This window comes from Micromonospora sp. NPDC049257 (genome assembly GCF_040678915.1).
GTDB classification, from domain to species: Bacteria; Actinomycetota; Actinomycetes; order Mycobacteriales; family Micromonosporaceae; genus Micromonospora; species Micromonospora antibiotica.
In genome coordinates this window covers 1-21,853 of the sequence record NZ_JBFAQU010000037.1, presented here as the reverse complement: position 1 = coordinate 21,853, position 21,853 = coordinate 1, and the positions used below count along the sequence as shown (strand labels likewise).

General features: G+C 73.5%; 23 protein-coding genes and 1 pseudogene. 8 read left to right on the top strand and 16 right to left on the bottom strand.

The window, feature by feature from the left end:
* Positions 1-81 precede the first annotated feature (81 nt).
* The 4 genes from AB0K25_RS29895 to AB0K25_RS29880 form a co-directional block, all read right to left on the bottom strand.
* Positions 82-690, bottom strand: a complete 609-nt coding sequence (locus AB0K25_RS29895) for a GNAT family protein (RefSeq protein ID WP_208570421.1) — start codon at positions 688-690, stop codon at positions 82-84.
* A gap of 85 nt (positions 691-775) precedes the next feature.
* Positions 776-2,068, bottom strand: coding sequence for a gephyrin-like molybdotransferase Glp (glp, locus tag AB0K25_RS29890; protein WP_208570391.1), 1,293 nt, complete (start codon positions 2,066-2,068; stop codon positions 776-778).
* On the bottom strand, positions 2,065-3,066 hold the full coding sequence (locus AB0K25_RS29885; protein WP_219466850.1) for a UTP--glucose-1-phosphate uridylyltransferase: 1,002 nt from the start codon (positions 3,064-3,066) through the stop codon (positions 2,065-2,067). Before AB0K25_RS29885 ends, glp begins: the two co-directional genes overlap by 4 nt.
* A 9-nt stretch (positions 3,067-3,075) precedes the next feature.
* Positions 3,076-5,382, bottom strand: coding sequence for a diguanylate cyclase (locus AB0K25_RS29880; RefSeq protein ID WP_219466847.1), 2,307 nt, complete (start codon positions 5,380-5,382; stop codon positions 3,076-3,078).
* 85 nt (positions 5,383-5,467) lie between these two features.
* Here AB0K25_RS29880 and AB0K25_RS29875 point away from each other — a divergent pair, with 85 nt between their 5' ends.
* The 3 genes from AB0K25_RS29875 to AB0K25_RS29865 all read left to right on the top strand — a co-directional run bounded on the left by AB0K25_RS29875 (position 5,468) and on the right by AB0K25_RS29865 (position 7,925).
* A complete protein-coding gene (locus AB0K25_RS29875; protein ID WP_363823817.1) occupies positions 5,468-6,133 on the top strand; it encodes a 5-formyltetrahydrofolate cyclo-ligase in 666 nt (221 codons plus the stop codon).
* Positions 6,134-6,508: 375 nt separating this feature from the next.
* Positions 6,509-6,886 carry an FmdB family zinc ribbon protein gene (locus tag AB0K25_RS29870; RefSeq protein ID WP_208570387.1) on the top strand — a complete coding sequence of 126 codons (378 nt, stop codon included), beginning with the start codon at positions 6,509-6,511 and terminating at the stop codon, positions 6,884-6,886.
* Positions 6,887-7,484: 598 nt separating this feature from the next.
* The gene (locus tag AB0K25_RS29865) at positions 7,485-7,925 is read left to right on the top strand and encodes a hypothetical protein (protein WP_255597878.1); all 441 of its coding nucleotides are present in this window, start codon (positions 7,485-7,487) and stop codon (positions 7,923-7,925) included.
* Positions 7,926-8,078: 153 nt separating this feature from the next.
* On the opposite strand, the gene AB0K25_RS29860 is transcribed toward AB0K25_RS29865, so the two are convergent.
* Positions 8,079-8,261 (bottom strand): hypothetical protein, encoded by a 183-nt coding sequence (locus tag AB0K25_RS29860; RefSeq protein ID WP_255599277.1) that lies wholly within the window; start codon positions 8,259-8,261, stop codon positions 8,079-8,081.
* A gap of 543 nt (positions 8,262-8,804) precedes the next feature.
* Between AB0K25_RS29860 and AB0K25_RS29855 the strand changes: the two genes are divergently transcribed.
* A complete protein-coding gene (locus AB0K25_RS29855) occupies positions 8,805-9,182 on the top strand; it encodes a hypothetical protein (protein ID WP_357536334.1) in 378 nt (125 codons plus the stop codon).
* Positions 9,183-9,444: 262 nt separating this feature from the next.
* On the opposite strand, the gene AB0K25_RS29850 is transcribed toward AB0K25_RS29855, so the two are convergent.
* Complete coding sequence (locus AB0K25_RS29850; protein ID WP_208570420.1) at positions 9,445-9,927, bottom strand: DUF2231 domain-containing protein; 483 nt, start codon at positions 9,925-9,927, stop codon at positions 9,445-9,447.
* 198 nt (positions 9,928-10,125) lie between these two features.
* On the opposite strand from AB0K25_RS29850, the gene AB0K25_RS29845 reads away from it, so the two are divergent.
* Positions 10,126-10,980: an oxygenase MpaB family protein gene (locus tag AB0K25_RS29845; protein ID WP_219466840.1), complete on the top strand. Its 855-nt coding sequence runs from the start codon at positions 10,126-10,128 to the stop codon at positions 10,978-10,980.
* A 36-nt stretch (positions 10,981-11,016) separates the two neighbouring features.
* On the opposite strand, the gene AB0K25_RS29840 is transcribed toward AB0K25_RS29845, so the two are convergent.
* The 10 genes from AB0K25_RS29840 to AB0K25_RS29795 all read right to left on the bottom strand — a co-directional run bounded on the left by AB0K25_RS29840 (position 11,017) and on the right by AB0K25_RS29795 (position 19,051).
* Complete coding sequence (locus AB0K25_RS29840) at positions 11,017-11,853, bottom strand: PD-(D/E)XK nuclease family protein (RefSeq protein ID WP_363823829.1); 837 nt, start codon at positions 11,851-11,853, stop codon at positions 11,017-11,019.
* Positions 11,854-11,979: 126 nt separating this feature from the next.
* Positions 11,980-12,594, bottom strand: a complete 615-nt coding sequence (locus AB0K25_RS29835; protein ID WP_208570384.1) for a MarC family protein — start codon at positions 12,592-12,594, stop codon at positions 11,980-11,982.
* A 40-nt stretch (positions 12,595-12,634) separates the two neighbouring features.
* Entirely contained in the window at positions 12,635-13,501 is an 867-nt protein-coding gene (locus tag AB0K25_RS29830; RefSeq protein WP_357536148.1) for a PHP domain-containing protein, read from the bottom strand.
* A gap of 35 nt (positions 13,502-13,536) precedes the next feature.
* Positions 13,537-14,781, bottom strand: a complete 1,245-nt coding sequence (locus AB0K25_RS29825; protein WP_219466830.1) for a hypothetical protein — start codon at positions 14,779-14,781, stop codon at positions 13,537-13,539.
* The gene (locus AB0K25_RS29820) at positions 14,778-15,614 is read right to left on the bottom strand and encodes a SigE family RNA polymerase sigma factor (RefSeq protein ID WP_363823813.1); all 837 of its coding nucleotides are present in this window, start codon (positions 15,612-15,614) and stop codon (positions 14,778-14,780) included. Before AB0K25_RS29820 ends, AB0K25_RS29825 begins: the two co-directional genes overlap by 4 nt.
* Before the next feature lie 103 nt (positions 15,615-15,717).
* Positions 15,718-16,584, bottom strand: a complete 867-nt coding sequence (locus AB0K25_RS29815; RefSeq protein WP_219466827.1) for a PH domain-containing protein — start codon at positions 16,582-16,584, stop codon at positions 15,718-15,720.
* A gap of 6 nt (positions 16,585-16,590) precedes the next feature.
* A complete protein-coding gene (locus AB0K25_RS29810; RefSeq protein WP_165942702.1) occupies positions 16,591-16,749 on the bottom strand; it encodes a hypothetical protein in 159 nt (52 codons plus the stop codon).
* A gap of 116 nt (positions 16,750-16,865) precedes the next feature.
* Positions 16,866-17,558, bottom strand: coding sequence for a DUF6758 family protein (locus AB0K25_RS29805; RefSeq protein ID WP_307799879.1), 693 nt, complete (start codon positions 17,556-17,558; stop codon positions 16,866-16,868).
* Positions 17,559-17,718: 160 nt separating this feature from the next.
* Complete coding sequence (locus tag AB0K25_RS29800; protein WP_208570380.1) at positions 17,719-18,342, bottom strand: RNA methyltransferase; 624 nt, start codon at positions 18,340-18,342, stop codon at positions 17,719-17,721.
* Positions 18,343-18,439: 97 nt separating this feature from the next.
* On the bottom strand, positions 18,440-19,051 hold the full coding sequence (locus AB0K25_RS29795) for a hypothetical protein (protein ID WP_363823811.1): 612 nt from the start codon (positions 19,049-19,051) through the stop codon (positions 18,440-18,442).
* 748 nt (positions 19,052-19,799) lie between these two features.
* On the opposite strand from AB0K25_RS29795, the gene trxA reads away from it, so the two are divergent.
* The 3 genes and pseudogenes from trxA to AB0K25_RS29780 all read left to right on the top strand — a co-directional run.
* Positions 19,800-20,162 (top strand): thioredoxin, encoded by a 363-nt coding sequence (gene trxA, locus AB0K25_RS29790; RefSeq protein ID WP_219466818.1) that lies wholly within the window; start codon positions 19,800-19,802, stop codon positions 20,160-20,162.
* 70 nt (positions 20,163-20,232) lie between these two features.
* Positions 20,233-21,279 carry an Rv2578c family radical SAM protein gene (locus AB0K25_RS29785; RefSeq protein WP_219466814.1) on the top strand — a complete coding sequence of 349 codons (1,047 nt, stop codon included), beginning with the start codon at positions 20,233-20,235 and terminating at the stop codon, positions 21,277-21,279.
* A 108-nt stretch (positions 21,280-21,387) separates the two neighbouring features.
* Positions 21,388-21,759, top strand: a pseudogene (locus AB0K25_RS29780) (CoA-binding protein); the annotation flags it as partial.
* Positions 21,760-21,853 lie beyond the last annotated feature (94 nt).

The window sequence follows — 21,853 nt, the reverse complement described above, 5'->3', positions numbered from 1 at the left end:
CCGCAGCTTGCAGTTACTTGAGGTTACGGGCCGCCGACCGGGATGCCGACGCGCCGCGCCGGATCCCATCCGTGGGACGACTCACCCGGCCTCGTGACGCATCCGGTGCCAGCGGGCCAGCAGACCACCCTCGGCGGCCACCTCCTCGCTGGTCAGCGCGTATCCGATGTGGTCCCGCCAGACCCCGTCGATGTGCATGTAGCGCACGTGGTACGCCTCCTCGCGGAAGCCCAGCTTCTCCACCACCCGCCGGGACGGCTTGTTCTCCGGCCGGATGTTCACCTCGACCCGGTGCAGTCCACCCGGGCCGAACGCGTGGTCGACGGCGAGCGCCATCGCGGTGGGGATCACCCCACGCCCGGCCACCCGGGAGTCCACCCAGTAGCCGACGTAGCCGGAGCAGAACGCCCGCCGGACGATGTTGCCCACGTTCAGGTGCCCGACCAGCCGTTCCTGCCCGTCCTCGCGCAGGCAGACCGCGAACGGCATCCCCTCACCGCTACGCGCCGAACGCCGCTGGTCGGCGTGCACGTAACGGAACGCAGCCGGCGAGTTCGTCTCGTCCCAACTGCCTGGCAGGTGCGACTCCCAGGGCGCCAACCAGGCCCGGTTCGCCCGACGAACCGCCGACCAGGCGGTGGCGTCGGACCGCCGGTACGGTCGCAGCACCACCGGACCGTCCATCAGCATCACCGGCCACCCCGGCACCCGCCCGAACCAGCTCACCGCGCCGACCTCCCGTCCACGCCCGGGGCGGCGGCCGACCCGCGCCGGCTCACCGCCGTCGGTCCAGCAACAACACGTCCACCGTGGAGCCGGCCGCCGCAGTGGTCACCCGCTCACCGAGCACCATCAGGCCGTTCGCCTCGGCCAACCCGGAGAGGGTGTACGGCCCACCGCTGAGCGGCTGCACGGTGTAGCCCCCGCCGCGCCGCTCGGCCACGTGCGCCGGCCGGAACTCGCGCAGCCCACCGGGCGACGAGATGGTCTCCAACAGATGCGCCCGTACGCTCGGCCGGAACACCGGCTCCGCACCGGCCAGCAGCTGGATCGCCGGCCGGGCCAGCACCTCGAAGCCGATCAACGCCGCACCGGGCTCACCGGGAAGACAGACCACCGGCACCTCCTCGGCCCCGACGGTACCGAACCCGAGGGCCGTGCCGGGGTACAGCGCCACATCGGTGAACGTCACCGGCCCGGCCCGGCCGCCCTCCCGGCGGGACAGGATCCGCCGGACCATGTCACCGGGGCCGGTGCCGGTGCCGCCGGTGGTGATGATCAGATCGGCCCGCAGGGTCTGGTCCTCCAGGAGGCCACGCAGCCCCTCCGGGTCGTCGTCGCAGATCCCCACCCGGTACGCCAACGCGCCCACCTCGGCGGCGGCGGCGGTCAACGCGTGCGAGTTGGCGTCCACCACCTGACCGGGCTGGCTGCCCCGGCCCACGTCGACGAGTTCGTCGCCGGTGGCCACGATCACCACCCGGGGGCTGGGCCGGACCACCACGTGTCCGATGCCGGTGGCGGCGAACACGGCCACCAACGCCGGGGCGACGTACGTGCCGGCGCGGGCGAGGACGGTACCGGCGGGCAACTCCTCACCGGCACGACGGACACCGTACCCCCGCTTGGGGGTACGGAAGATCTCCACCGCCGCCATGCCCTGGTCGGTCCACTCCACCGGCACCACCACGTCGGCGGCGATCGGCATCGGCGCACCGGCCGCCACCGAGAAACACGAGCCGGGGGTCAGCCGGACCGGCCGCCAACTCGCCGCGCCCAGGTCGCCGACCACGTTGAGCCGCACCGCCCGGCCCGGTCCCTGCGTGGGGATCGGGCCGTACCCGACGAGGTCCTCCCAGCGCGCGGCGTACCCGTCCACCGCCGCCTGGTCGAAGGCGGGGAACGAGTGCGGGGCGACGACGTCCGAGGCGAGGACGTTGCCGTACGCCTGGGTGAGGTCGAGGTCGAGCGGGGGCAGCGCGCGCAACCTGCGCAGCACGCTGCCCAGGTAGTCGGCGAGCGGCGTCAACTCGTTCGCGGCCGCCTCGGCGTCGGCCGTCGAGGTCATGTACCGGAGCCGCCCGCCGTGTCGCGTACCCCGTTGATGATCGCCGCGGTGACCGTCTCGTCGCCGTTGTTGACGAACTCGGTCAGCCAGGCGCGGAACTCGGCGCCGAGGTCCTCCCGCTCGACGGCGATCTGCACGACTGTCTGGAGGTAGCCCAGCGGCATGCCGGTGTCGTAGCGGGTGCCCCGGTAGACGATCGCGTGCACCGGCACCCCCTCGCTGCGCAGCAGTTCCATCGCGTCGGTCAGCTGGATCTCCCCGCCGCTGCCCGGTTCGGTACGCCGGATCGCGTCGAAGATCCGCCCCGGCAGGACGTACCGGCCGAGGACGGCGAGGTTGCTCGGGGCGTCCTCCGGCTGGGGCTTCTCCACCATGCCGGTGACCCGGACGACCTCTCCGATGTCGGTCAGCTCCGCTTCGGCCGGTTCGACCGAGGCGATGCCGTACCGCTTGGTCTCGGCCGGGTCGACCTCGAAGAACGCCAGCACCACCCCGCCGGTACGGGCCTGGAGCTCCAACATGGCCGGCAGCAGCGGCTCCGACGGCTTGACGAACTCGTCACCGAGGAGCACCGCGAAGGGCTGGTCGCCGACGTGCGACTCGGCGTACCCGACGGCGTGGCCGAGGCCGAGCTGCTCCGGCTGCCGGCAGGTGTAGATCTCGGCCAGCTCGCTGGGGCGCTTGACCGCGGCGAGCCGCTCGGCGTCGCCCTTGGCCTCCAGCCGGGCCTCCAGGTCGGGGCGACGGTCGAAGTGGTCCACCATCGACGTCTTGCCGCGACCGGTGATCAGCAGCACGTCACCGATGCCGGCCTGGGCGGCTTCCTCGACGATGTACTGGAGCACCGGTCGGTCGATCACCGGTAGCAGCTCCTTGGGCACCGCCTTCGTGGCCGGCAGGAACCGGGTGGCCAGGCCGGCGGCCGGGATCACGGCCTTGACCGCGCGGGCGCGACCGGTCGCGGCGGTCGTTGAGGGGTTCGCTGAGTGCTCCGACATGCCGCGAGACTATCGGCCACGGCTCTGCCGCGGCGGGTGAGGACCGGAAGACGCGCCGCCCGGCTGCGTCACACCGGGAGCACCGACGGCGTGCCGACCGGCCGGCCCACCGGTCGACCCGTCGGCAGGTAGGTCGATCGACCCGTCGGTCGGCAGGTCGTCGCCGGCTACCCGGTCGGTGGGCGGCCGGTGGGCGGGTGGCCGGGTGGCGCTGGTCGGCCCGACGGGCGGACCGGCCCGGGGCAGGCCGTCGTCCGGGCTGGTCGCCCCCGCCGGTACGGCGATCTCCTCGACCGCACCGTCGGCTGCCGGCGTCGGTCGGGGCCGCGCCGTCGCCACCCGGTAGCCGTCACGGCCGGCGCCCTTGGCCGCGTACAACGCCTCGTCGGCGGCGTCCAGCACCTCCGCGCCGGTGCAGGCGTGGTCGGGATAGACGGCGATGCCGATCGAGACCGACACCGCGATCGTGGTCGGGACACCCGCGTGGCCGGCGACCACGACCGGGGCCTCCCGCACCGCCGCGCCCAACCGCTCGGCGACGGTCGCCGCGCCCCGGGCGTCGGTCTCCGGCAGCAGCACCACGAACTCCTCACCGCCCTGCCGGAAGGCCAGGTCCACCTCGCGGATCTCGCCCCGGACCCGGCGGGCGAACTCGGCGAGCACGGCGTCCCCGGCGGCGTGCCCGTAACTGTCGTTGACGATCTTGAACCGGTCCAGGTCGAGGACGAGGATGCTGAGCATCCGGCCGAACCGGCTGGCCCGCTCCACCTCCCGGCGCAGCGACTCACGCAGGTACCGGTAGTTCCACAGCCCGGTCAGCGGGTCGGTCAACGACAACCGCTGCGCCTCCTCGTGCACCCGGACGTTCTCCACCGCCACCGCCGCGTGCCCGGCGAAGGTCCGCAGGGTCGCCAGGTCGTCGTCGTCGAACTCGCCGACGCCCAACCGGTCGTAGAGGACCAGCACCCCGACCGCCGGGTCCCGGCCGGCGGCGTCCCCACCGGGTGCGGTGAACGGCACCGCCACGTACGTCTCGCACCACGGTTCGCCGGTCGGCGTCGGGCCCGACGGGACCCGGCCCCGCTGCGGTTCACCCGTGGCGGCGACCGCACCGACCACCCCCGTGCCCACCGGCACCCGCAACTCCTCCGGCTCGGTGCCCGGTGGGCAACGCCCGGCCAGCCCTTCCGCGCACTGCCCGACGAGCACCCCGGCGTCGTCGACCAGCAGCACCGCCCCGGCCCGCGCCCCGGTCGCCGCGATCGCGCTGTGCAGGATCACCCGCAGGATGCGTTGCAGGTCGTGGGTGCTGGCCAGGGTGTCCCCGAGCACCCTCAGGTGCCCCCGCAACTGGTCCCGGCTGCTGGTCAGCGCAGCCACGTACCCGGCGGTCTCCCGGATCATCCGGTTGAACGCGGCGGCGAGCCCGCCGATCTCGTCCCGGCTGCGCACCGGCACCCGGGCGGTCAGGTCACCCCGGGCGACCCGGTCCACCGCACCGGCCAACTCCACCAACGGCCGGGTGGTGACCCGGGCCAGCCGCCACGCCGTCAGCACCGCCACCACCACGGCGAGCAGCACCGCCCCGACCAGTGCCGCCGGCAGGCCCGACGGTCGCTCCCCGGCCACGGAAAGGACCAGAGGCAACGGCTGCCCCGGGGCCGGCCCGAGCCGCCGCACGTACCGGCCGTCCCGGGTCGCGGTGACCCGGTCACCATCGAGGGTGCCGGCCGCGGCGAGCACCGCGTCGCGTACCCGACGGGTCTCGGTGGTGTGGGTGATCCGGTCGGGGCCGGCGGTGTCGTCGAGGAGGGTGACCGCGACGCCGGTCGCGGCGGCCAGCCGGGCCACGAACGCCGGGTCGACCACCTCGGCGGCGGCCACCGCGCCGAGCGGCGTGCCCGCCGGGTCACGCAGGTCCACCCGGGCGCTCAGCGCCCGGACCGGTCCGCCGGTGCGGACGCCCGCGCAGTCCTGCCACGGAGTCGCCGGCCCACCCGGGGTGGCGTACGTGGTGCCACCGGTCACGTCGGTGACCAGCACGGCGGTGGCCAACCCCCGGCTGACCACCTGACCGGCCGCGCCCGCCCGGGTCGCCGGGTCGGGGCGCAGGGCCACCGCGTCGGCGGCGGCCCGCAACTGCTGGCACAACGCGTCGATCGAGGTACGCACGGCGGACGCGGCCAGGCCGAGCCGTTCGGTGGACCGGGTGCGGTCCACCGTCGACAGGGTGGTGCCGACGAAGACCGCGCCGAGCAGCACGGGACCGAGCACCACCGTGAGGAAGGCCGCCGTCAACCGCCCGCGTAGCGTCAACGCTGTCCCCCCGGAAGTTCCAGGCCCGTTCCTGCGATGCTGACACAGAGCGACCACATTGACAGCGTTGCGTCAGGAGTGTTGCGTGCCCGATTTTTCTGATGAAGCGGAAGCCCTCCACGCGGCCAAACGCGAGACACGCGCCGTGCTGCTCGCCCACCGCCGGGCGCTCACCGCAGCCCACCGCTCCGCCGCCGCGACGCGCGTCCAAGCCGAACTGACCGCGCTGGTACGCCGCCTGCGGCCGGCCACGATGACCGGGTACGTGCCGGTCGGCTCCGAGCCGGGCGGCCCCGACCTGCCCGAGGTGCTCCGGGCCGCGCTGCCGGCCGGGGCGGAGCTGCTGCTGCCCGTGCTCCGCGACGACCTCGACCTGGACTGGGCCCCGTACGCCGGACCGGGCACCCTGGTCGCCGCCGGCCGGGGGATGCGCGAGCCGCACGGACCCCGGCGGGGCCGGACGGCGATCGTCGGAGCATCCCTGGTGGTGGTGCCCGCCCTGGCGGTGGACCGGCACGGCCTACGGCTGGGCCGGGGCGGCGGCTCCTACGACCGGGCGCTGGCCCGGGTACCGGCGGCCACCATGACCGTGGCGCTGCTGCACGACGGTGAACTGCTCCCGGTGCTGCCCGCCCAGCCGCACGACCGGCCGGTGCGGGCGGCTCTCACCCCGTCGGAAGGTCTGCGCCTGCTCACCCGGGACGGGATTGCGCTGACGGCGTCGGGCTCCGCTGATGCTGCGGTCGGCTGACGGCGTCGGGCCCCGCTTCGGCTGACGGTGTCGGGCTCCGTGGTGGCACGGTGCGCTGACGACGTCGGACTCCGCTGATTCTGCGGTCCGGTGACGGCGTCGGGCTCTGCGGCGGCGCGGTGCAGTGACGACGTCGGACTTCGCTGGTGGCGCCCTGCCGACGGCGGGCGGTGCGCCGACGGCGTCGAACTTCGCCGGTGGTGGGGTGCGGACCCGGCTCGCCGAGGTCCGGTTCGCGCCTGCTCCCCCGCTGGTCCGGACCTCCCGGCGGGTGGGTGACGATCACGTCCGCTGGACGAACCCGGGTCCGATGACGCACCATTGGCACTCGAATACGTCGAGTGCCAATCGGCTGAACCAGATCCGGAGGAGAACGTGCCCACGTACCAGTACGCCTGCACCGCGTGCGGCCACCAGCTCGAGGCGGTGCAGTCGTTCTCCGACGAGCCGCTGACCGAGTGCCCCGCGTGCGAGGGGCGGCTGCGCAAGGTCTTCAACTCGGTCGGGGTCGTGTTCAAGGGCTCCGGCTTCTACCGCACCGACTCCCGGGCGGCGGGCACCGAGGGCAAGGGCGGCACGACGAAGCCGGCGAAGTCGGAGGGCACCTCTTCCGGTGGCGACTCCTCGGGCTCCGGCTCGTCGTCGACCTCGGGCGGTTCCTCGACCCCCAACTCGTCCTCCTCGTCCACCACCTCCGGCCCGTCGGGCTCGACCAGTTCCACCAAGCCCGCCCCCACCACCACGACCTCCTGACCCCCTCCCCCACCGCCCCACCCCGCCCCCGCGATCAAGAGCTTTGCGTCACGTTGACGCAGTGATCAAGAGATTTGCGTCAAGTTGATCGCGGTATTTGACGCAAACCTCTTGATCACGCCACTTGTGGGTGGGTGGGGGGACGGGGGTGGGGGGACGGGTGGGGGTGGGGTTTTCCACAGGCGGGGTGTTGTCCACAGGGTGTGGGTGAGGGGGCGTGGGGTTTGGGTGGGTGCGACATAGCCTGCTGGGCCGGGGGGTGCCGCCAGGGCATCCGGTGAGCGGCAGAGGGTGTTGCATGGTGACCGGTGCGGTCGATGGAGAAGGCTCGCTGCGAGCATTCCGCTGGCCGCGTCGCCCCGGTGGGGGGACCATGTTGCGGGCGGCCTTGGTGGCGGTCCTGCTGGGGCTGGCGGTGATCGTCATGGACACCCCGGCTGGCTGTTCCACCGGTGCCCCACCACCTGCCGTCGCCCTCGGCCCGGCGGGACCTCCCATGGGGAGGCCCCATGCCACAGATCCCGCCACCGGCAGGCCCAGCGCGGCCGGACCTCCCGCCGGCACATTCAACGCGGCGGGATGTCCGGACCCACCGACCGTGGCCGGGCCCGCCGTCGGCGGCCAGTCCGGCCAGCCGCACCATCGGACGGTACGACCGGGCGTCAGCGGGGCCGGCGTCCCCGACGGGGTGGGCGACCCCCGGTCCGGTACGCAGGAGACCGGAAGGCCCGCCGAGGAAGGCACCCCGACTGCCGTACCGCTGCCGAGCGGCTTCGTGGGAGTGCCCGTCCGCCTGGCCGAACCGGCCGCCCTCGCGGTCCTGCGCCCCGGTGCACGGGTCGACCTGCTCGTGCTGCCGGCCGGGCGCAGCGCTGGAGCACCTGTTCTGCTGGCGGCCGACGCCCTGGTCCTCGACGTGGTGGGCGCCGGGGCCGGGGACGGCTCGTCTGCGCTCTACCTGGCCGTACGCCCCGATCAGGCGCAACGGTCCGTCGGTCAGCCGGAAGGGAGCCGCTTCAGCGTCGTCATCCGAGGATGATCCACTCCTGCGGCGAGGTCTTCGGCAAGGTCGTCGTCGACCACACCGCCTGACCGCCAGACTGCGGGCCGAGACAGCGATATCGCGCCCATCCGGAACCGCATTGTCGCCACCCTGGAGTGGATGTTGCGGCCCACCGGCGGCCGACGATGGTCAACTCCAGTGTGGGGGGCGCTCGGCGAGCAACCAGTCGTCGTTGCCGTCCCGGCGCTCACCCCACCCGAAGTCGGTGTCGTCGGCGGTCTGCTCAGGCAGCACCACGAAGTCGTCGCTGAGGTCGACCGCGCGGTCGTCATCGCCGGGCACACCGCCGCCGGCCAGATCCTCGGTGCTCACGAGCGGCAAGGTTACTCCTCAGACCGCCCACTTCCCGCACACCACCACGGCGGCCAACTGCCGGGTCTCCCCGGCAAGGGTCCGCCGCGTCCGGCCCTCACGTTGGTAGCGTCGGATGGCGTGACGACCCCCAGCGGTGCCAGCCCCGACGACGAATACTGGCGACGCCCACCCGCACAGCCGCCCACCCCCGCACCCGCCGGGCCGACACCCCCGACACGCCCCGCCAGCCCGACGGACACCACCAGCCCAGCGGACACCACCGAGCCGACACTCTCGACCCGCCAGCCTCACCCGAGCACCATCCCCGGCGGAACGGGTGCCCCGCACCACCTTGACGGATCTCCCACCACCGGGGTTGACGCGGCCCCTGAGGCCGGGGCCGAAACCAGGGCCGAGACCAGAACCAGTGCCGGAACCGAACACGGGGCAGAGAGCGGGGTCGCGACCGGCGCGGGTGCCGGGGGTGCCGGGGAAGCGGAAGGTGGGGCGACGCACCAGCCCTCGCCCTGGGCCAGCCCGGTCGACGCGCCGGCACCCGGCCTGCCGTCCGGTCGACCCGCCAGCCCACCGGCCGGCCCGCCGTCCGGTGAGCCGGCCGCGCCGCCGAGGGTGGGTACGTCGATCCCGGGAACGGTCCCGACCACTCCCTGGACGGGCAGTACCGCACCGGGGACGAGTTCGGCCTGGTCGGGGCGGGGTGGTTACCACGGGCCGCCGCCCACCACGCCACCGCCGCCGGGCTGGCGTCCCCCGGTGCACCTGGAAGCGACTCCCGCCCGCACCCTGCCGGCGCAGGACATGGAGGCGATGGACGCGGCAGAGCAACGGGCGCAGCGGGTCACCTGGAGCGTCGGCGCGGTCATCGGCACCGTGTTGCTACTGCTGCTCTGTCTGCTCTGCTCCCGGGCACTGTTCTGAACACCCGCCGAACACTCCCGAACGCCATCCGGCGCACACGCCGAAGGCGCTGCCCGGCCCACGCGCCGACCGACCAGGCCGACCAGGCCGACCGGTCAGCACGAACAAGACCGCTCAGCACCCGGACAACCGGTCAGCAGGCGGACAACCGACCGGGCCCGACCGGGCAGCCAGGCCGAACGGGCCCGACCGGGCCGCCATGCCGACCGGGCCGCCATGCTGCCGGGCAGCCAGGCCGACCGGTCAGCACGCAGGCGACTGGTCAGAACGTGTTGCTCCACACCGAGGCGGCACCGCTGTCCCCGGTGAGATAGACGTAGACGAGCGCGAACACCGACAGCACCACGACGATCGCGGTGAGGACCCAGGGTGCCCAGCCGGGCAGGTTCGGGGTACGCACCCGACTGCTGGTCACCGCCAGCAGCAGCAGCGCCGCCACGGCCAGCCCGATGGTGAACCACTGCAGCGTCTCGCCGTACTCGGAATGTTCGTGGATCTTGGCGAGTAGCTCGGGCGAGTAGCCCTTCGCCCGCAGCGCCTCCTCGAACGCCTCCCCCGATTCGGTCGCCACCCAGGCGAGGACCGGGGTGATCACGGCCAGGATGGCCACCGCCCAGTCGAGGCGGGGCCGCCAGCGCGGCATCAGCCCGTAGGCGCTGGCCAGCAGCGCGAGTAGTGGGACGAAGACGACCACGGCATGGACCACCAGGACGTGACCTGGCAGACCGTTGATCTCCTTGAACACCGACACCTCCGAGCGTGGAATGCGGGTTGCGGCAGACAGCGTACGTCGAGCCTGGTGTCGCAGCGTCTCGCCGTACGCGTACACGCGGTGGCGGAGGTTCCGGTTCACCGCGTCCCGGCCCGTCCCGCACCCGCTGGTTCCGGGCGAGGGTCACGACGACGGACGGCGGTACCTCGTCGAGCGTGGCACTGTTGACGGGTGGACACCGACGATCTCGGCCTCTTCGGTCCCGGTTCGGTCACCTGGAAGGTGCACGACGAACCGATCCTGATCGTCGCCGGCCTGCGCTCCCTCTATCTGCAGACCCTGCACCCCCGGGCGATGGCCGGGGTGGCCCAGAACAGCAACTACCGGTCGGACGCCTGGGGGCGGCTGGTCCGCACCGGCACGTACATCGACACGGTGAACTACGGCACCACCGCCGAGGCCGAGGCGGCCGGCCGGCGGTTGCGGGCCCTGCATGCCCGGCTGCGCGCCACCGACCCGTTCACCGGCGAGCGGTTCCGGATCGACGAGCCGGATCTGCTGCGCTGGGTGCACGTCACCGGGGCCGAGTCGTTCGTCGGCACCGCCCGCCGGGCCGGTCTGTCGCTGACCGATGCCGAGGTGGACGGATATTACGCCGAGCAGCGGCGGGCCGCCGCACTTGTCGGGCTCGACCCGGCCGGGGTGCCCGGCAGCGCCGCCGAGGTGGCCGACTACTACCGGGCGGTCCGGCCCGAGCTACGGATGACCAGGGAGGCGGCGGAGACCGCGCTGTTCCTGACCGCCCCGCCGATCCCGTGGAAGCTGAGCCGGCCGGCCCGCCTCGGGTTGAGCCTGGGGCCGCCACGCTGGGCGTACTTCGGGGTGGCCGGCACGGCGCTCGGGCTGCTGCCACCGTGGGCGCTGCGACTCTACGGCGGGCTGGGACTGCCCACCACCGCGCTGTCGGCCGACCTGAGCGTCCGGACGCTGCGACTGGCCCTGGCGGCGTTGCCCCGCAACTGGCGGGAGAGCCCGATCCAGCAGGCGGCGAAGGACCGTGCCGCCCGTCTCACCGCCGCCGCCTGACCATCCGGGACGGGTAGACCCGACGCGGGAGGTCGGTCAGTCGGCCTGCGGAGCGGTGGGGCGGTCGATCGCCGACCACGGCTCGCGGCCGGGGGTCTGCGCGCCGACCGGGCAGGTACGCCGGTAGTCGCACCAGCCGCAGCGGGGCCCGGCGACGGCAGGGAACGCCTCGTCCGGGTCGGTTCCGTCGGCCACCGACCGCTCGGCGGCCATGATGTCCCGGGCGGTGTCCTCGGCGCGGCTGAGCTGCCGGGTCAGCGACTCGACGGTGTGGTCGTGCCCGGCGACGGTGCCGGTCGGCAGATGGTGCAGCTCCACCCGGCGGCAGGGTCGGCGGAACGTCCGCTCGGCGGCGTACGCGTAGAGGGCCAGTGCCTGCGAGCCGCGCGCGTCGTCGGCGTCCAGCCCGGTGCGGCCGGTCTTGTAGTCGACGATGACCAGTTCGGGGCCGTCCGGGCCGGGGCGGGAGTCGATCCGGTCGGCCCGCCCGTTGAAGGCCAGCACGGCGGTCTTGACGGCGACCACGCGTTCCACGCCCAGCGGGTCGTCGCCGGGGTCGAGGGTGGCGACGTACCCCTCCAGCCAGCCCAGCGCCCGCTGGTAGGCCGCCCGCTCCTGCTCGTCGTCGCGGTAGCCCTCGCGGACCCAGGTGCCCTTGAGCAGGGCGGGCAGCGCCTCGGGGCGCCGCCGGTCGACGGGCAGCGCATACCAGTTCTTCAGGGCGGTGTGCACGCTCGCGCCGAGCGAGTTGTGCGCCCACGGCGGCCCCTTGGGCGGGGCGGGCCGGTCCAGGTAGGCGTAGCGGTAGCGGCGGGGGCAGTCGGCATACGCGCCGAGTTTGCTGGGTGTGCAGGTGAAGAGCCGTTCGGGCATGCCGGCGAAGCCGAGTTGCTCGGGTTGGCCGGAGCGGGGCCGGGGAGTACCGGCGGAGGAGGCTCGTCGCACCCCGGTGATCCTGCCAGCCCGGTGCGACAGCCCGGCGGCGGCACGACGGGCGACTCAGCTCATGTTCACGTACTGGGTGACGAAGGCGGCCACCGCGTCGGCGATGAGCTGCACCGCGATGGCGGCCAGCAGCAGGCCGGCGATCCGGGTCAGCACCTCGATGCCACCCGGCCGGAGGATCTTGACGATGCCGCCGGAGAACCGCAGCACGATCCAGACCGCCAGCATCACCGCGACGATCGCGGCGGCGATCGCCGAGACCTGTCCCACCCCGTCGGCCTGCTGCACGAACAGCATGGTCGCCACGATCGCGCCGGGGCCGGCCAGCAGCGGGGTGCCCAACGGCACCAGGGCGATGTTGGAGGTGGCCTGCTGGCTGGGGTCGTCCGCCTTGCCGGTGAGCAGTTCCAGCGCGACCAGGATCAGCAGCAGGCCACCGGCCGCCTGCAACGCCGGCAGGTCGACGTGCAGGTAGGCGAGGAGGGTCTGGCCGGCGACGGCGAAGACCACGATGACGCCGAGCGCCAACGCGACCGCCTGCCAGGCGGCCCGGTTGCGGTCACGGGCCGGCAGCGGGCCGGTCAGGGCGAGGAAGATCGGCATCATGCCCGGCGGGTCGACGATGACCAGCAGGGTCACGAAGACCTCACCGAAGAGCTTGAGATCCACCGGACGAGGGTAGCGGTGCCGCTGGCAGGCGGAACGCGGATCAGCCGGAAGCGACGCCGGTCACTCCGGAGGACGCCGCGACGATCCGCTCGTACGCCTCCAGCGCGGTGGTGTGCGCGCCCAGCCGGACGGTCTTGTGGCTGCCGTGGAAGTCCGACGAGCCGGTGACCAGCAGGCCCAGGTCGGTGGCGAGCCGCCGGACGTGCGCCGCCTCGGCGGGGGTGTGGTCCTCGTGGTCGGCCTCCAGGCCGGCGAGCCCCGCGTCGGCCAGCTCGGCGATCAGCGTGTCCGGGACGATCCGCCCCCGCCGGCTGGCCCGGGGATGGGCGAACACCGGCACGCCGCCGGCCGCCCGGACCAGGGCCACGGCCCGGAACACGTCGATGTCGTCCTTGGGTAGCCGGTACCGCTGCCCCAGCCACTGCGGGCCGAACGCCTCGGTGGTGGTGGTGACCAGGCCGGACCGGATCAGCGCGGCGGCGATGTGCGGGCGACCCACCGTGCCTCCGTCGGCGGCGGCCAGGATCTCCGGCCAGCTCACGTCGATCCCGTCGGCGCGCAGCAGCTCGACGATCCGTTCCCCGCGTACCTCCCGGGCCTGCCGGACCCGGGCCAGCTCGGCGACCAGCTCCGGGTGCTCCGGATCGAACAGGTACGCCAGCAGGTGCAGCGGCAGCGCCGGTTCGGCACCGTGCCAGCGGCAGGACAGCTCCGCCCCCCGCACGAGGCTGAGCCCGGCCGGTAACGCGTCGACCGCCGCCGCCCAACCGGCGGTGGTGTCGTGGTCGGTGATCGCCACGACGTCCAACCCGGCGTCGGCGGCGGCCCGGACCAGCTCGGCCGGGCCGAGCGTGCCGTCGCTGGCGGTGGAGTGGGCGTGCAGGTCGATCAGCGGGCGGGCGGGCATGGTCCCGACGCTACCGGCGGGCGGGTCGGGGCAGGTCACCCGGTGCCGGCCACCACCACCGGTCGGGCGTCGGCCCCGGCGCCGGCCACCGGGGTCGGGGTGGCCGGCCTGTCCGCCAGCACCTCGTCGGGGCGCACCCGGGCGAGGTCGCCGTCCCCGTCGACGTACGCCGCATCGTGGTCGTCGGTCCAGACCACCGCACCGCCGATCGCCGGGCCGGCGCCGCGTGGGGCTGGGACGGTGCCGGCCAGGTCGACCAGGATGGCGTCGTCCGATCCGGCGAGTCGGCCGTTGACCAGCAACCAACGTCCGTCGGGAGAGACCGCGCCCCGGCCGTCGGCGGTCGGGGTCACGTCGCACCGGGTGCTCGCCGGGGCCAGGTCGGGGTCGAGCAGGGCCAGGCAGCTCCCGCTGCCGACCCGCACCCGGGCGACCAGCCGGCCGTCCGGCCGGGTCCCGTAGACCTCCTGGACGTCCGGCGCGACGATGCCGGGCGGCCCCGCCGGGCTCCACCGCCACCACAGGTGACCACCCTCGGGGGCGGCCCGCAGCAGGACCCGGTCGCCGACCACCCGGACCGGGACCGCGTCGACGGACGGCCCGGCGACGGAGGCGATGAGCTGCCCGGCCACGATCCCGGCGGCGAAGAGTCGGCCGTCGTCGCGCCAGGCCACCTGCCGGCTGTCGGGTGACAGCACGATCTCGTCGGCACCGGCGAGCAACGCCTGCGGTTTCCCGCCCGAGGGCACCACCCAGAGGGTACGGCCGGCAGCGGTGACCGCCCCGGTCAGCAGCCAGCCGCCGCGGTCGGGCAGGCGTTGCGCGCGTTCGACCGGCCCGATCCCCAGCTCGTACCGCTGCCCGGCGGCGGTGACCAGCGCACCGGCCACGATCAGGTCGACCTCGCCGTCGGTCGGCCGGTCCGCCGGGTGGGGAGCGACCGGGTCGGGGGACAGGGTGGCCACCCCCTGCGGGTCGCCGAGCACGACGGTCGGGGCGGTGGGCTGGTCCGCCTGCCCACCGAGCTGGGTCATGCCGCCGGCCGCCAGGGCGGTCACGATGCTGGCCAGGGTGAGCCCGGCGACCGTGCGCCGCCGCCTGACCCGCCGGGCCCGGCCGAGCGCCAACCCGGCCGGGTCGACGGGGAGCCGGTGCGGCACCGCGACCCGCTGGGACAACGTCTCCCGCAGCGCCCGCTCCAGCTCGTCGTCGTGCGTCACGAGGAGTTGACGCCCCGACCCGTCGGTCTGGTTGCCGGGCCGCGACGGTGCGGGCTTCATCGGGTCTCCGTGGCGAGCGGCGCGGTCGGGATCGGCAGGACGCCCGCGCCCACCGGCCGGGGCGACGCCGGGCCGGTACCCGCCCGTTCCCCGGGTACGACGCGCGCCGCGCCGGACCGCCCCGTCCCCGTCCGGGCCGGTGCGCCGGGGCGGGCCGGCATCACCCCGGTGTGGCCCGGCACAGGCTCGCCCGGGGTGCCCGGTGCGGATGTCCGGGTCTGCCCGGTGGTGCGCCCGGGTGACGGCGGCCGGGGGGCCTGAACTGCCCCGGTGGAGGTGGTCCGGGTGGTCGTGGCTGTGGTCGGACGGGTGACCGGTTCGGGGGTCAGGTCGTGCAACGCCTCCGCCCCGAGCCGGCGGCGCAGGGTGGCCAGGGCCCGGGACGTCTGACTCTTCACCGTGCCGGGGGAGATCTCCAGCAGGGCCGCCGTCTGGGCCTCCGACAGGTCCTCGTAGTAGCGCAACACCAGCACGGCACGTTGCCGGGCGGGTAACGCCCGCAGGTGCCGCCAGAGGACGTCGCGGTCGAGCTGCTGCTCGATCTCGTCCACTCCGGCCCGCTCGGGCAGCACCTCGGTGGGCCGCTCACCGTGCCACCGCCGCCGCCACCAACTGGTGGACGTGTTGACCAGCACCCGCCGGGCGTACGGTTCGACCGCCTCGATCCCACCCAGGCGCCGCCAGGCCAGGTACGTCTTGGTCAACGCGGTCTGGAGGAGGTCCTCGGCGGTGGCCCAGTCCCCGGCGAGCAGGTAGGCGGTCCGCAGCAGGGCACTGGAGCGCGCCGCGACGAAGTCACGGAACTCGTCCTCCAGCGGATCCCGGTCGGCCACCGCTCACCTCCGCACGCCGTCCCGCCTGGCAGACTGCCATGCCGGGCATCACCCGGTCGACGGCGGAAGGTGTGCAGTTCGTCCGACGGACGGACGACACGTGTCAGGCGCCGTCGTCGGCCTTGGCCTCGTCGGCCTCCTTGCCCAACCGGGCCTCGACCGCCTGCGGCTCGTACATCTCCTCGACCACCCGCAGGTAGAGTTCGTTCGGGTTGGGCAGGTTCTTGATCTCCCGTAGCGCCTGCTCCTGGCCGGCGGACTCCAGCACGAAGGTGCCGTAGTTGAGTGCCCGGCCGGTCGGGGTCTGCTCGTATTTCATGTCGGTGACCCGGGCCAGCGGCATCATGGCGACCTTGCGCGTGACGATGCCGTTGACCACCATGACCCGCTTGTTGGTCAGGATGAACCGGTCGTACCACCAGTCGGCGACCTTCCAGGCGACCCAGCCCATCACCCCGAACCAGAGCAGCACGGCGATGGTGGTGAGGGCGCCGACGTCCTGCCCGGCGAGGAAGCCGGAGAGGTAGCCGAGGATGAAGGTGGCCGCCACGCCGACGACGATCGGGGTGGCGAGGTGGATCCAGTGCCGCTTCCACTCGCCCCGGTAGCGCTCGGTCGGGAAGAGGTAGCGGGCGACGAGGGAGCTGGGCTCGTCCTCCAGGGGGAGCACCCGGCGGGGGGCCATGCCCTGGGAGTCGGACCGCAGACCGGACAGCTCCTCTTCGGAGATGACCGGCGGTTGGTAGCCCGCCTCCGGATCACGGACCCAGGTCCGCCCCTGACCCCCGAATCCCGGGACGTCGCCGTAGCCGGCGTCGTCCGAGAAGGACGGTCCACTGGCGGGTCCCGCCCCGGACCCGTAGGCCGGCCCGTCGTCGGGTCGGTACCTCGGGATGGGTTCGGTGTCCCGCTCCCGGCGGTCCCGGCCGGGATCGTCCGGGTCGAACGGGGGTCCGGAGGGGCTGCCCATCGGCGGCTAGGCGACGAGGCTCGTGAAGAAGTCACCGAAGCCCTGGGCGATGTCCACGATGCCACCGCCGAGCGACTTGAAGACGTCCGCTGCCGAGTTTGGCCGGTAGGCAACGAAGAAGATCAAGAATGCGATACCGGCCCAGGTGAGGACCTTCTTGACCATAGCGGGCCATCCTCTCGCGCGGCGCCGGGTCCGTTTACCGCAGCGGCACCCAGAGTATCAGCATGATGTCGTAGCGTGAATATCTGCGTCCCATCTCCGACTCACCCGGAGGGCCGTCAAGCCCCTCCGTGCAGGTACGGGGACGGTGCGCCGAACACGAGCTCGGGCGGAGTCCACTCGGTGAGGTCGTGCAGGACGACATCTTCCGCGAGGAGGTGACCCGCGCTCGCCGGCCAGGCTATCGCATGAAGCCACATTCCCCGAGCCTCACCGGCGTACGCGCTTCGATCCGTGGCGGAATTGACCAACCACAGTGGAGTCGGATGACCGCCCACCCGGATCCGCGCCGGCTCGACGTGCTCGGGATGACCAGGGCCGGGACCCGGCCCGGCCAGCACCTCCGTCAACTCTGGACCGGGGTCCGGACCGGCCAGCCCGGCGAATCGGGTGCCCAGTCCGACCCCGGGCTCCTCCGCCACCAGGACCAGTTCGGCCGGACCGCCACCGAGGGGCGCCGGACCGGCGCACGCGACGGCGGTGGCCCGGACACCACCGGCCTCGTCCCCGGCCCAGGCCACCCCGGTGACCGTCCAGCCGGCCGGCAGCGGCCACGGGCACCACAGCGGCAGCGCGGGCCGCTCTGGGCCACCCTCGGCAGCCACCCGCTCCACCACGCTCGCCACGATCTCGGCGTCGATGTGCTCGGGCACGTGCAGCGGGGCGACCGGCCCACAACGGACGCAGCGCGACTCACCGTGCATCAGGTCCGGTGGGCGCACCTGCCCCGCACACCTCGGACAACTCACCATGACACTCACATCCCCACCGTGGCCCGACGATGCGGGTCCGTCAAGCCGACCCCGCCGACCCGCCGCCACCTTTCCCACTACGGTGTCCCGCCCAGCCGGCGAGGATCGGGGGCAGCCACCCGGGGCCGGGTCGGCCACGGTCCGACCAGCGGCGTGCCGGTCAGGACGGCGGGGCGGCGGCGTGGGCGCGGATCCAGGCGTGCATGGCGATGCCGCTGGCCACCCCGGCGTTGATCGACCGGGTCGAGCCGTACTGGGCGATCGAGAAGAGCTGGTCGCAGGCGGCCCGCGCGGCGTCGGACAGGCCGGGGCCCTCCTGGCCGAAGAGCAGCACGCAGCGCCGGGGCAGGGTGGTGGTCTCCAGCGGCCGGGAACCGGGCAGGTTGTCGATGCCGACCACCGGCAGGTCGTGCCCGCCGGCCCAGCCGACGAACTCCTCGATCGTCGGGTGGTGCCGGACGTGCTGGTAGCGGTCGGTCACCATCGCGCCCCGACGGTTCCACCGCCGCAGCCCGACGATGTGCACCTCGGCGGCGAGGAACGCGTTGGCGTTCCGGACCACCGTGCCGATGTTGAAGTCGTGCTGCCAGTTCTCGATGGCCACGTGGAAGTCGTGTCGCCGCTCGTCCAGGTCGGCCACGACGGCCTCCCGCCGCCAGTAGCGGTAGCGGTCCACCACGTTGCGCCGGTCGCCCGCCGCGAGCAGCTCCGGGTCGTAGCGTGGGTCGTCCGGCAGGTCGCCGACCCACGGTCCGACACCCACGTCGAGCTGGTCCTCGGTCACGATTGCCAGAGGGTACGGCCCGCCGCCGCCACCGCCGCACGCCACCCCGGCCGACACCACGACGGGTCGGCGGCACCACCGGTCGACGGTGCACCTGTCAGCGCAGGTCCAGGGCGTCGCCGAGGCGGTCCAGGAAGCGCCGGTGGCTCGGTTGCGGGGTGCCGGTCCGGCAGACCCGCACCGCCACCGACTCCACCCACTGCCGGTACGCGGCGGAGTCGGCCGGGTCGGCCCGGCGGCGCAGCACCCGCACGGCGGCCCGGCACACCTGTGGCAGCTCCGCCGGATCGGCGAGCCCGCCGGCCAGGGCAGCAGCACTGTCGGTCGGGGCGGTCGCGCTGCCGGTCGGGGCGGTCGCGCTGCCGGTCGGGGCGGTCGCGCTGCCGGTCGGGGCGGTCGCGCTGCCGGTCGGGGCGGTCGCACCGTCGTGCCGGGCGTAGATCGCGGCGGCCACGGCGCGTACCAGGTCACTGTCGGAGGCCCGACCGGCGGCGACGGCGTCCAGTCCGACGAGACCGGCGGCGACGTCCCGGGCCGGACGACCGGGACCGGGCGACGCGGCGGCCACCAGCACCCGGCCGGGCAGGGTGGTGAGCAGGTCCCACTCGACGGCGGAGTAGGCGGCGGTGGTCAGCGGTGCGGCACGCCGTCCGGCAGAGGGCGGCTCTCCGGCGAGGGAGTGGCTCATCAGGACCTCCGCCGTCAGCATATGCCCACCGCGACGGGCGACGGGCCGGTCCTGCCTCGATCCGCCCCACAGCCGGCCTCGAACCGCCCGGGGCGGGCCTCGAGACACCCGGCGCCGTGGCGGCCGGACCGGAAGACGCCCGACTGGCCCTCGTCGTGGTTGTTGCGGATCTGCGTCCTGCCCGTCGACGGGTGACGACGCCCTGCCGGGCCCTGGCCGACGAGCCGACGGAGTCCGACCCGGCGCGTCTTACCGCCGGTTCCCGCCTTAGCGGTGGTTAAGGAGATGCGGGGGGCGTGGGGGCCGGGGAAATGTCACACCAGGGCCAACCCGGGGGGAGACGCAATGAGCGGCGGGGCCCTCCCCGGCACCCGCCGCCCACGCTCTGATGTCGAAGATTCTGCCCCACCGAAGCGATGAACGGACAGAGACGGAGGTCACATTTATCTTTTCGTAACAATACGGAGAGTCATTATTGATCAACGAGAGAGCGATCTCCGCAGGTGAAGTAGCACCTTGTCAGGCCACAAATCGATGCGTGTTCGCTGGTCCGGGGGGCGATCTCCCTGGAAACGCTCCCATCACGGGCGGTCACGCAAATGCGTCATGCAAGTGCAGTCCGCATGCGCACATCGACCGACGCGGTTCGATGAGCATGATCAGGCCGTCCCGAGCGTGCCGGTTTCGGCGTCCCCCACCCGGGAATTTGCCGGGGTACCACCTGGTTCTACCGGACGGAAAACGCAATCTGCGCTGATCGGAGAGTCCAATGGCAACCGTTGAGCTGACCACGGCCAACTTCGACGAGGTGACCGAGAGCAGCGGCATCGTGCTGGTCGACTTCTGGGCCGAGTGGTGTGGCCCGTGCAAGCGGTTCGCCCCGGTCTATGAGCGTTCGTCGGAAAAGCACCCCGACATCACCTTCGGCAAGGTCGACACCGAGGCGCAGCAGGATCTGGGGGCCAAGTTCGACATCCGCTCCATCCCGACGATCATGGCGATCCGGGACGGCGTGATCGTCTTCGCCCAGCCGGGCGCGCTGCCCGAGTCGGCCCTGGAGAACCTGATCGAGCAGGTCCAGGCCCTCGACATGGACGACGTGCGTAAGCAGCTGGCCAACCACCAGCACTGAGCACCGCACCCACGGCCGGGCCACGTCAGGTCACTTGCGTTCCGGTCGCACACATGTTCGAATAATCGGCATGCGCTGGGATCACCTCTCCGCTCCCCCGGACGAGGAGCATCCCGACCGGGCAGTGCCAGCGACGCCACCCCTGCCGCTGGCGCTGCCCGGAGCGATCGTCCGCACCTTCGACACCCCTGACTTCGCCGGGATGACCTTCTACGAGGTGCAGGCAAAGTCGATCATCAATCGGGTGCCGGGCGAGTCACGGGTGCCGTTCAGCTGGACGATCAACCCCTACCGGGGCTGCACCCATGCCTGTGTCTACTGCTTCGCGCGCAGCTCCCACACCTATCTCGATCTCGACGCCGGGGCGGACTTCGACCGCAAGGTGATCGTCAAGGTCAACGCCGGGGAGCTGGTCCGCCGCGAGCTGGCCGCCCCGCGCTGGCGGGGCGCGGCGATCGCGATGGGCACCAACGTCGACTGCTACCAGCGGGCCGAGGGCCGTTACCGGCTGCTGCCGCCGATCATCGAGGCGCTGCGCGACTTCGCCAACCCGTTCTCGATCCTCACCAAGGGCACCCTGATCCTGCGCGACCTGCCGCTGCTGCGGCAGGCCGCCGAGGTCACCCGGGTCAGCCTGTCGTTCTCGGTCGGCTTCGTCGACGAGGCGCTGTGGCGGGCGGTGGAGCCCGGCACCCCGAGCCCGGCCCGCCGGCTCGACGCGGTGCGCCGGCTCACCGACGCCGGTTTCGAGGTGGGGGTGCTGATGGCGCCGATCCTGCCCGGCCTCAGCGACGACGACGAGTCGATCGACGCCACCGTCGCGGCGATCGCCGCCGCAGGCGCCACCGGCGTCACCCCGCTGACCCTGCACCTGCGTCCCGGTGCCCGCCAGTGGTATGCGTACTGGCTCGGTCGGGAGTTCCCCCACCTGGTCCCCCGCTATCGCGAGCTGTACCGGTCCGGGGCCTACCCGCCGCAGGCGTACCAGCGGGAGGTGACCGCCCGGGTGCGGATCGCGGCTCGCCGGCACGGCCTGCACCAGGGCGGACCCGGCGACACGCGCCGGCCCCCGGACCCGTCGCCCACGCCCACCGGCGAACAGCTCGCCCTGCTCTGACTGTGAGGCTGGCCTGGTCCGTCCGCGACGGTGGCCGCGCCGCCGTGCCCCCACCCGGCGCTGCGCTGCGCGCAGGATGGTTCTGACCCTCGGAGCTAGGCTCGGCGGATGCGGACCGCCCAGCAGCTCCTCGCCGACTCAGCCGTGATCGCCGTCGTGGGTGCGTCCCGCGACCCGGGCAAGGCCGCACACCGGGTGCCGGCGCAGATGCAGCGGTACGGCTGGCGGATCATCCCGGTCAACCCGACGGTGGACGAGTTGTTCGGTGAGCGGGCGTACGCCTCGCTGGCCGACATCCCGCACCCGGTGGACCTGGTGAACGTCTTCCGACCGGCCCGGGACGCGGTGGAGGTGGTCCGTCAGGCGGTCGCGATCGGTGCTCCGGCGGTCTGGCTCCAGCTCGGCATCGTCTCGGCCGAGGCGCGGCGGATCTCCGAGGAGGCCGGCATCGACTACGTCGAGGACCGTTGTCTGATCGTCCAACGCCCTGTGGGACGCCGCGCCGCTGGTCGGCGACCGGGTCAGCGTGGTCGGCGGCGGGATGGTGGGGTGCAGTGTGGCGGCCCTGCTGGCC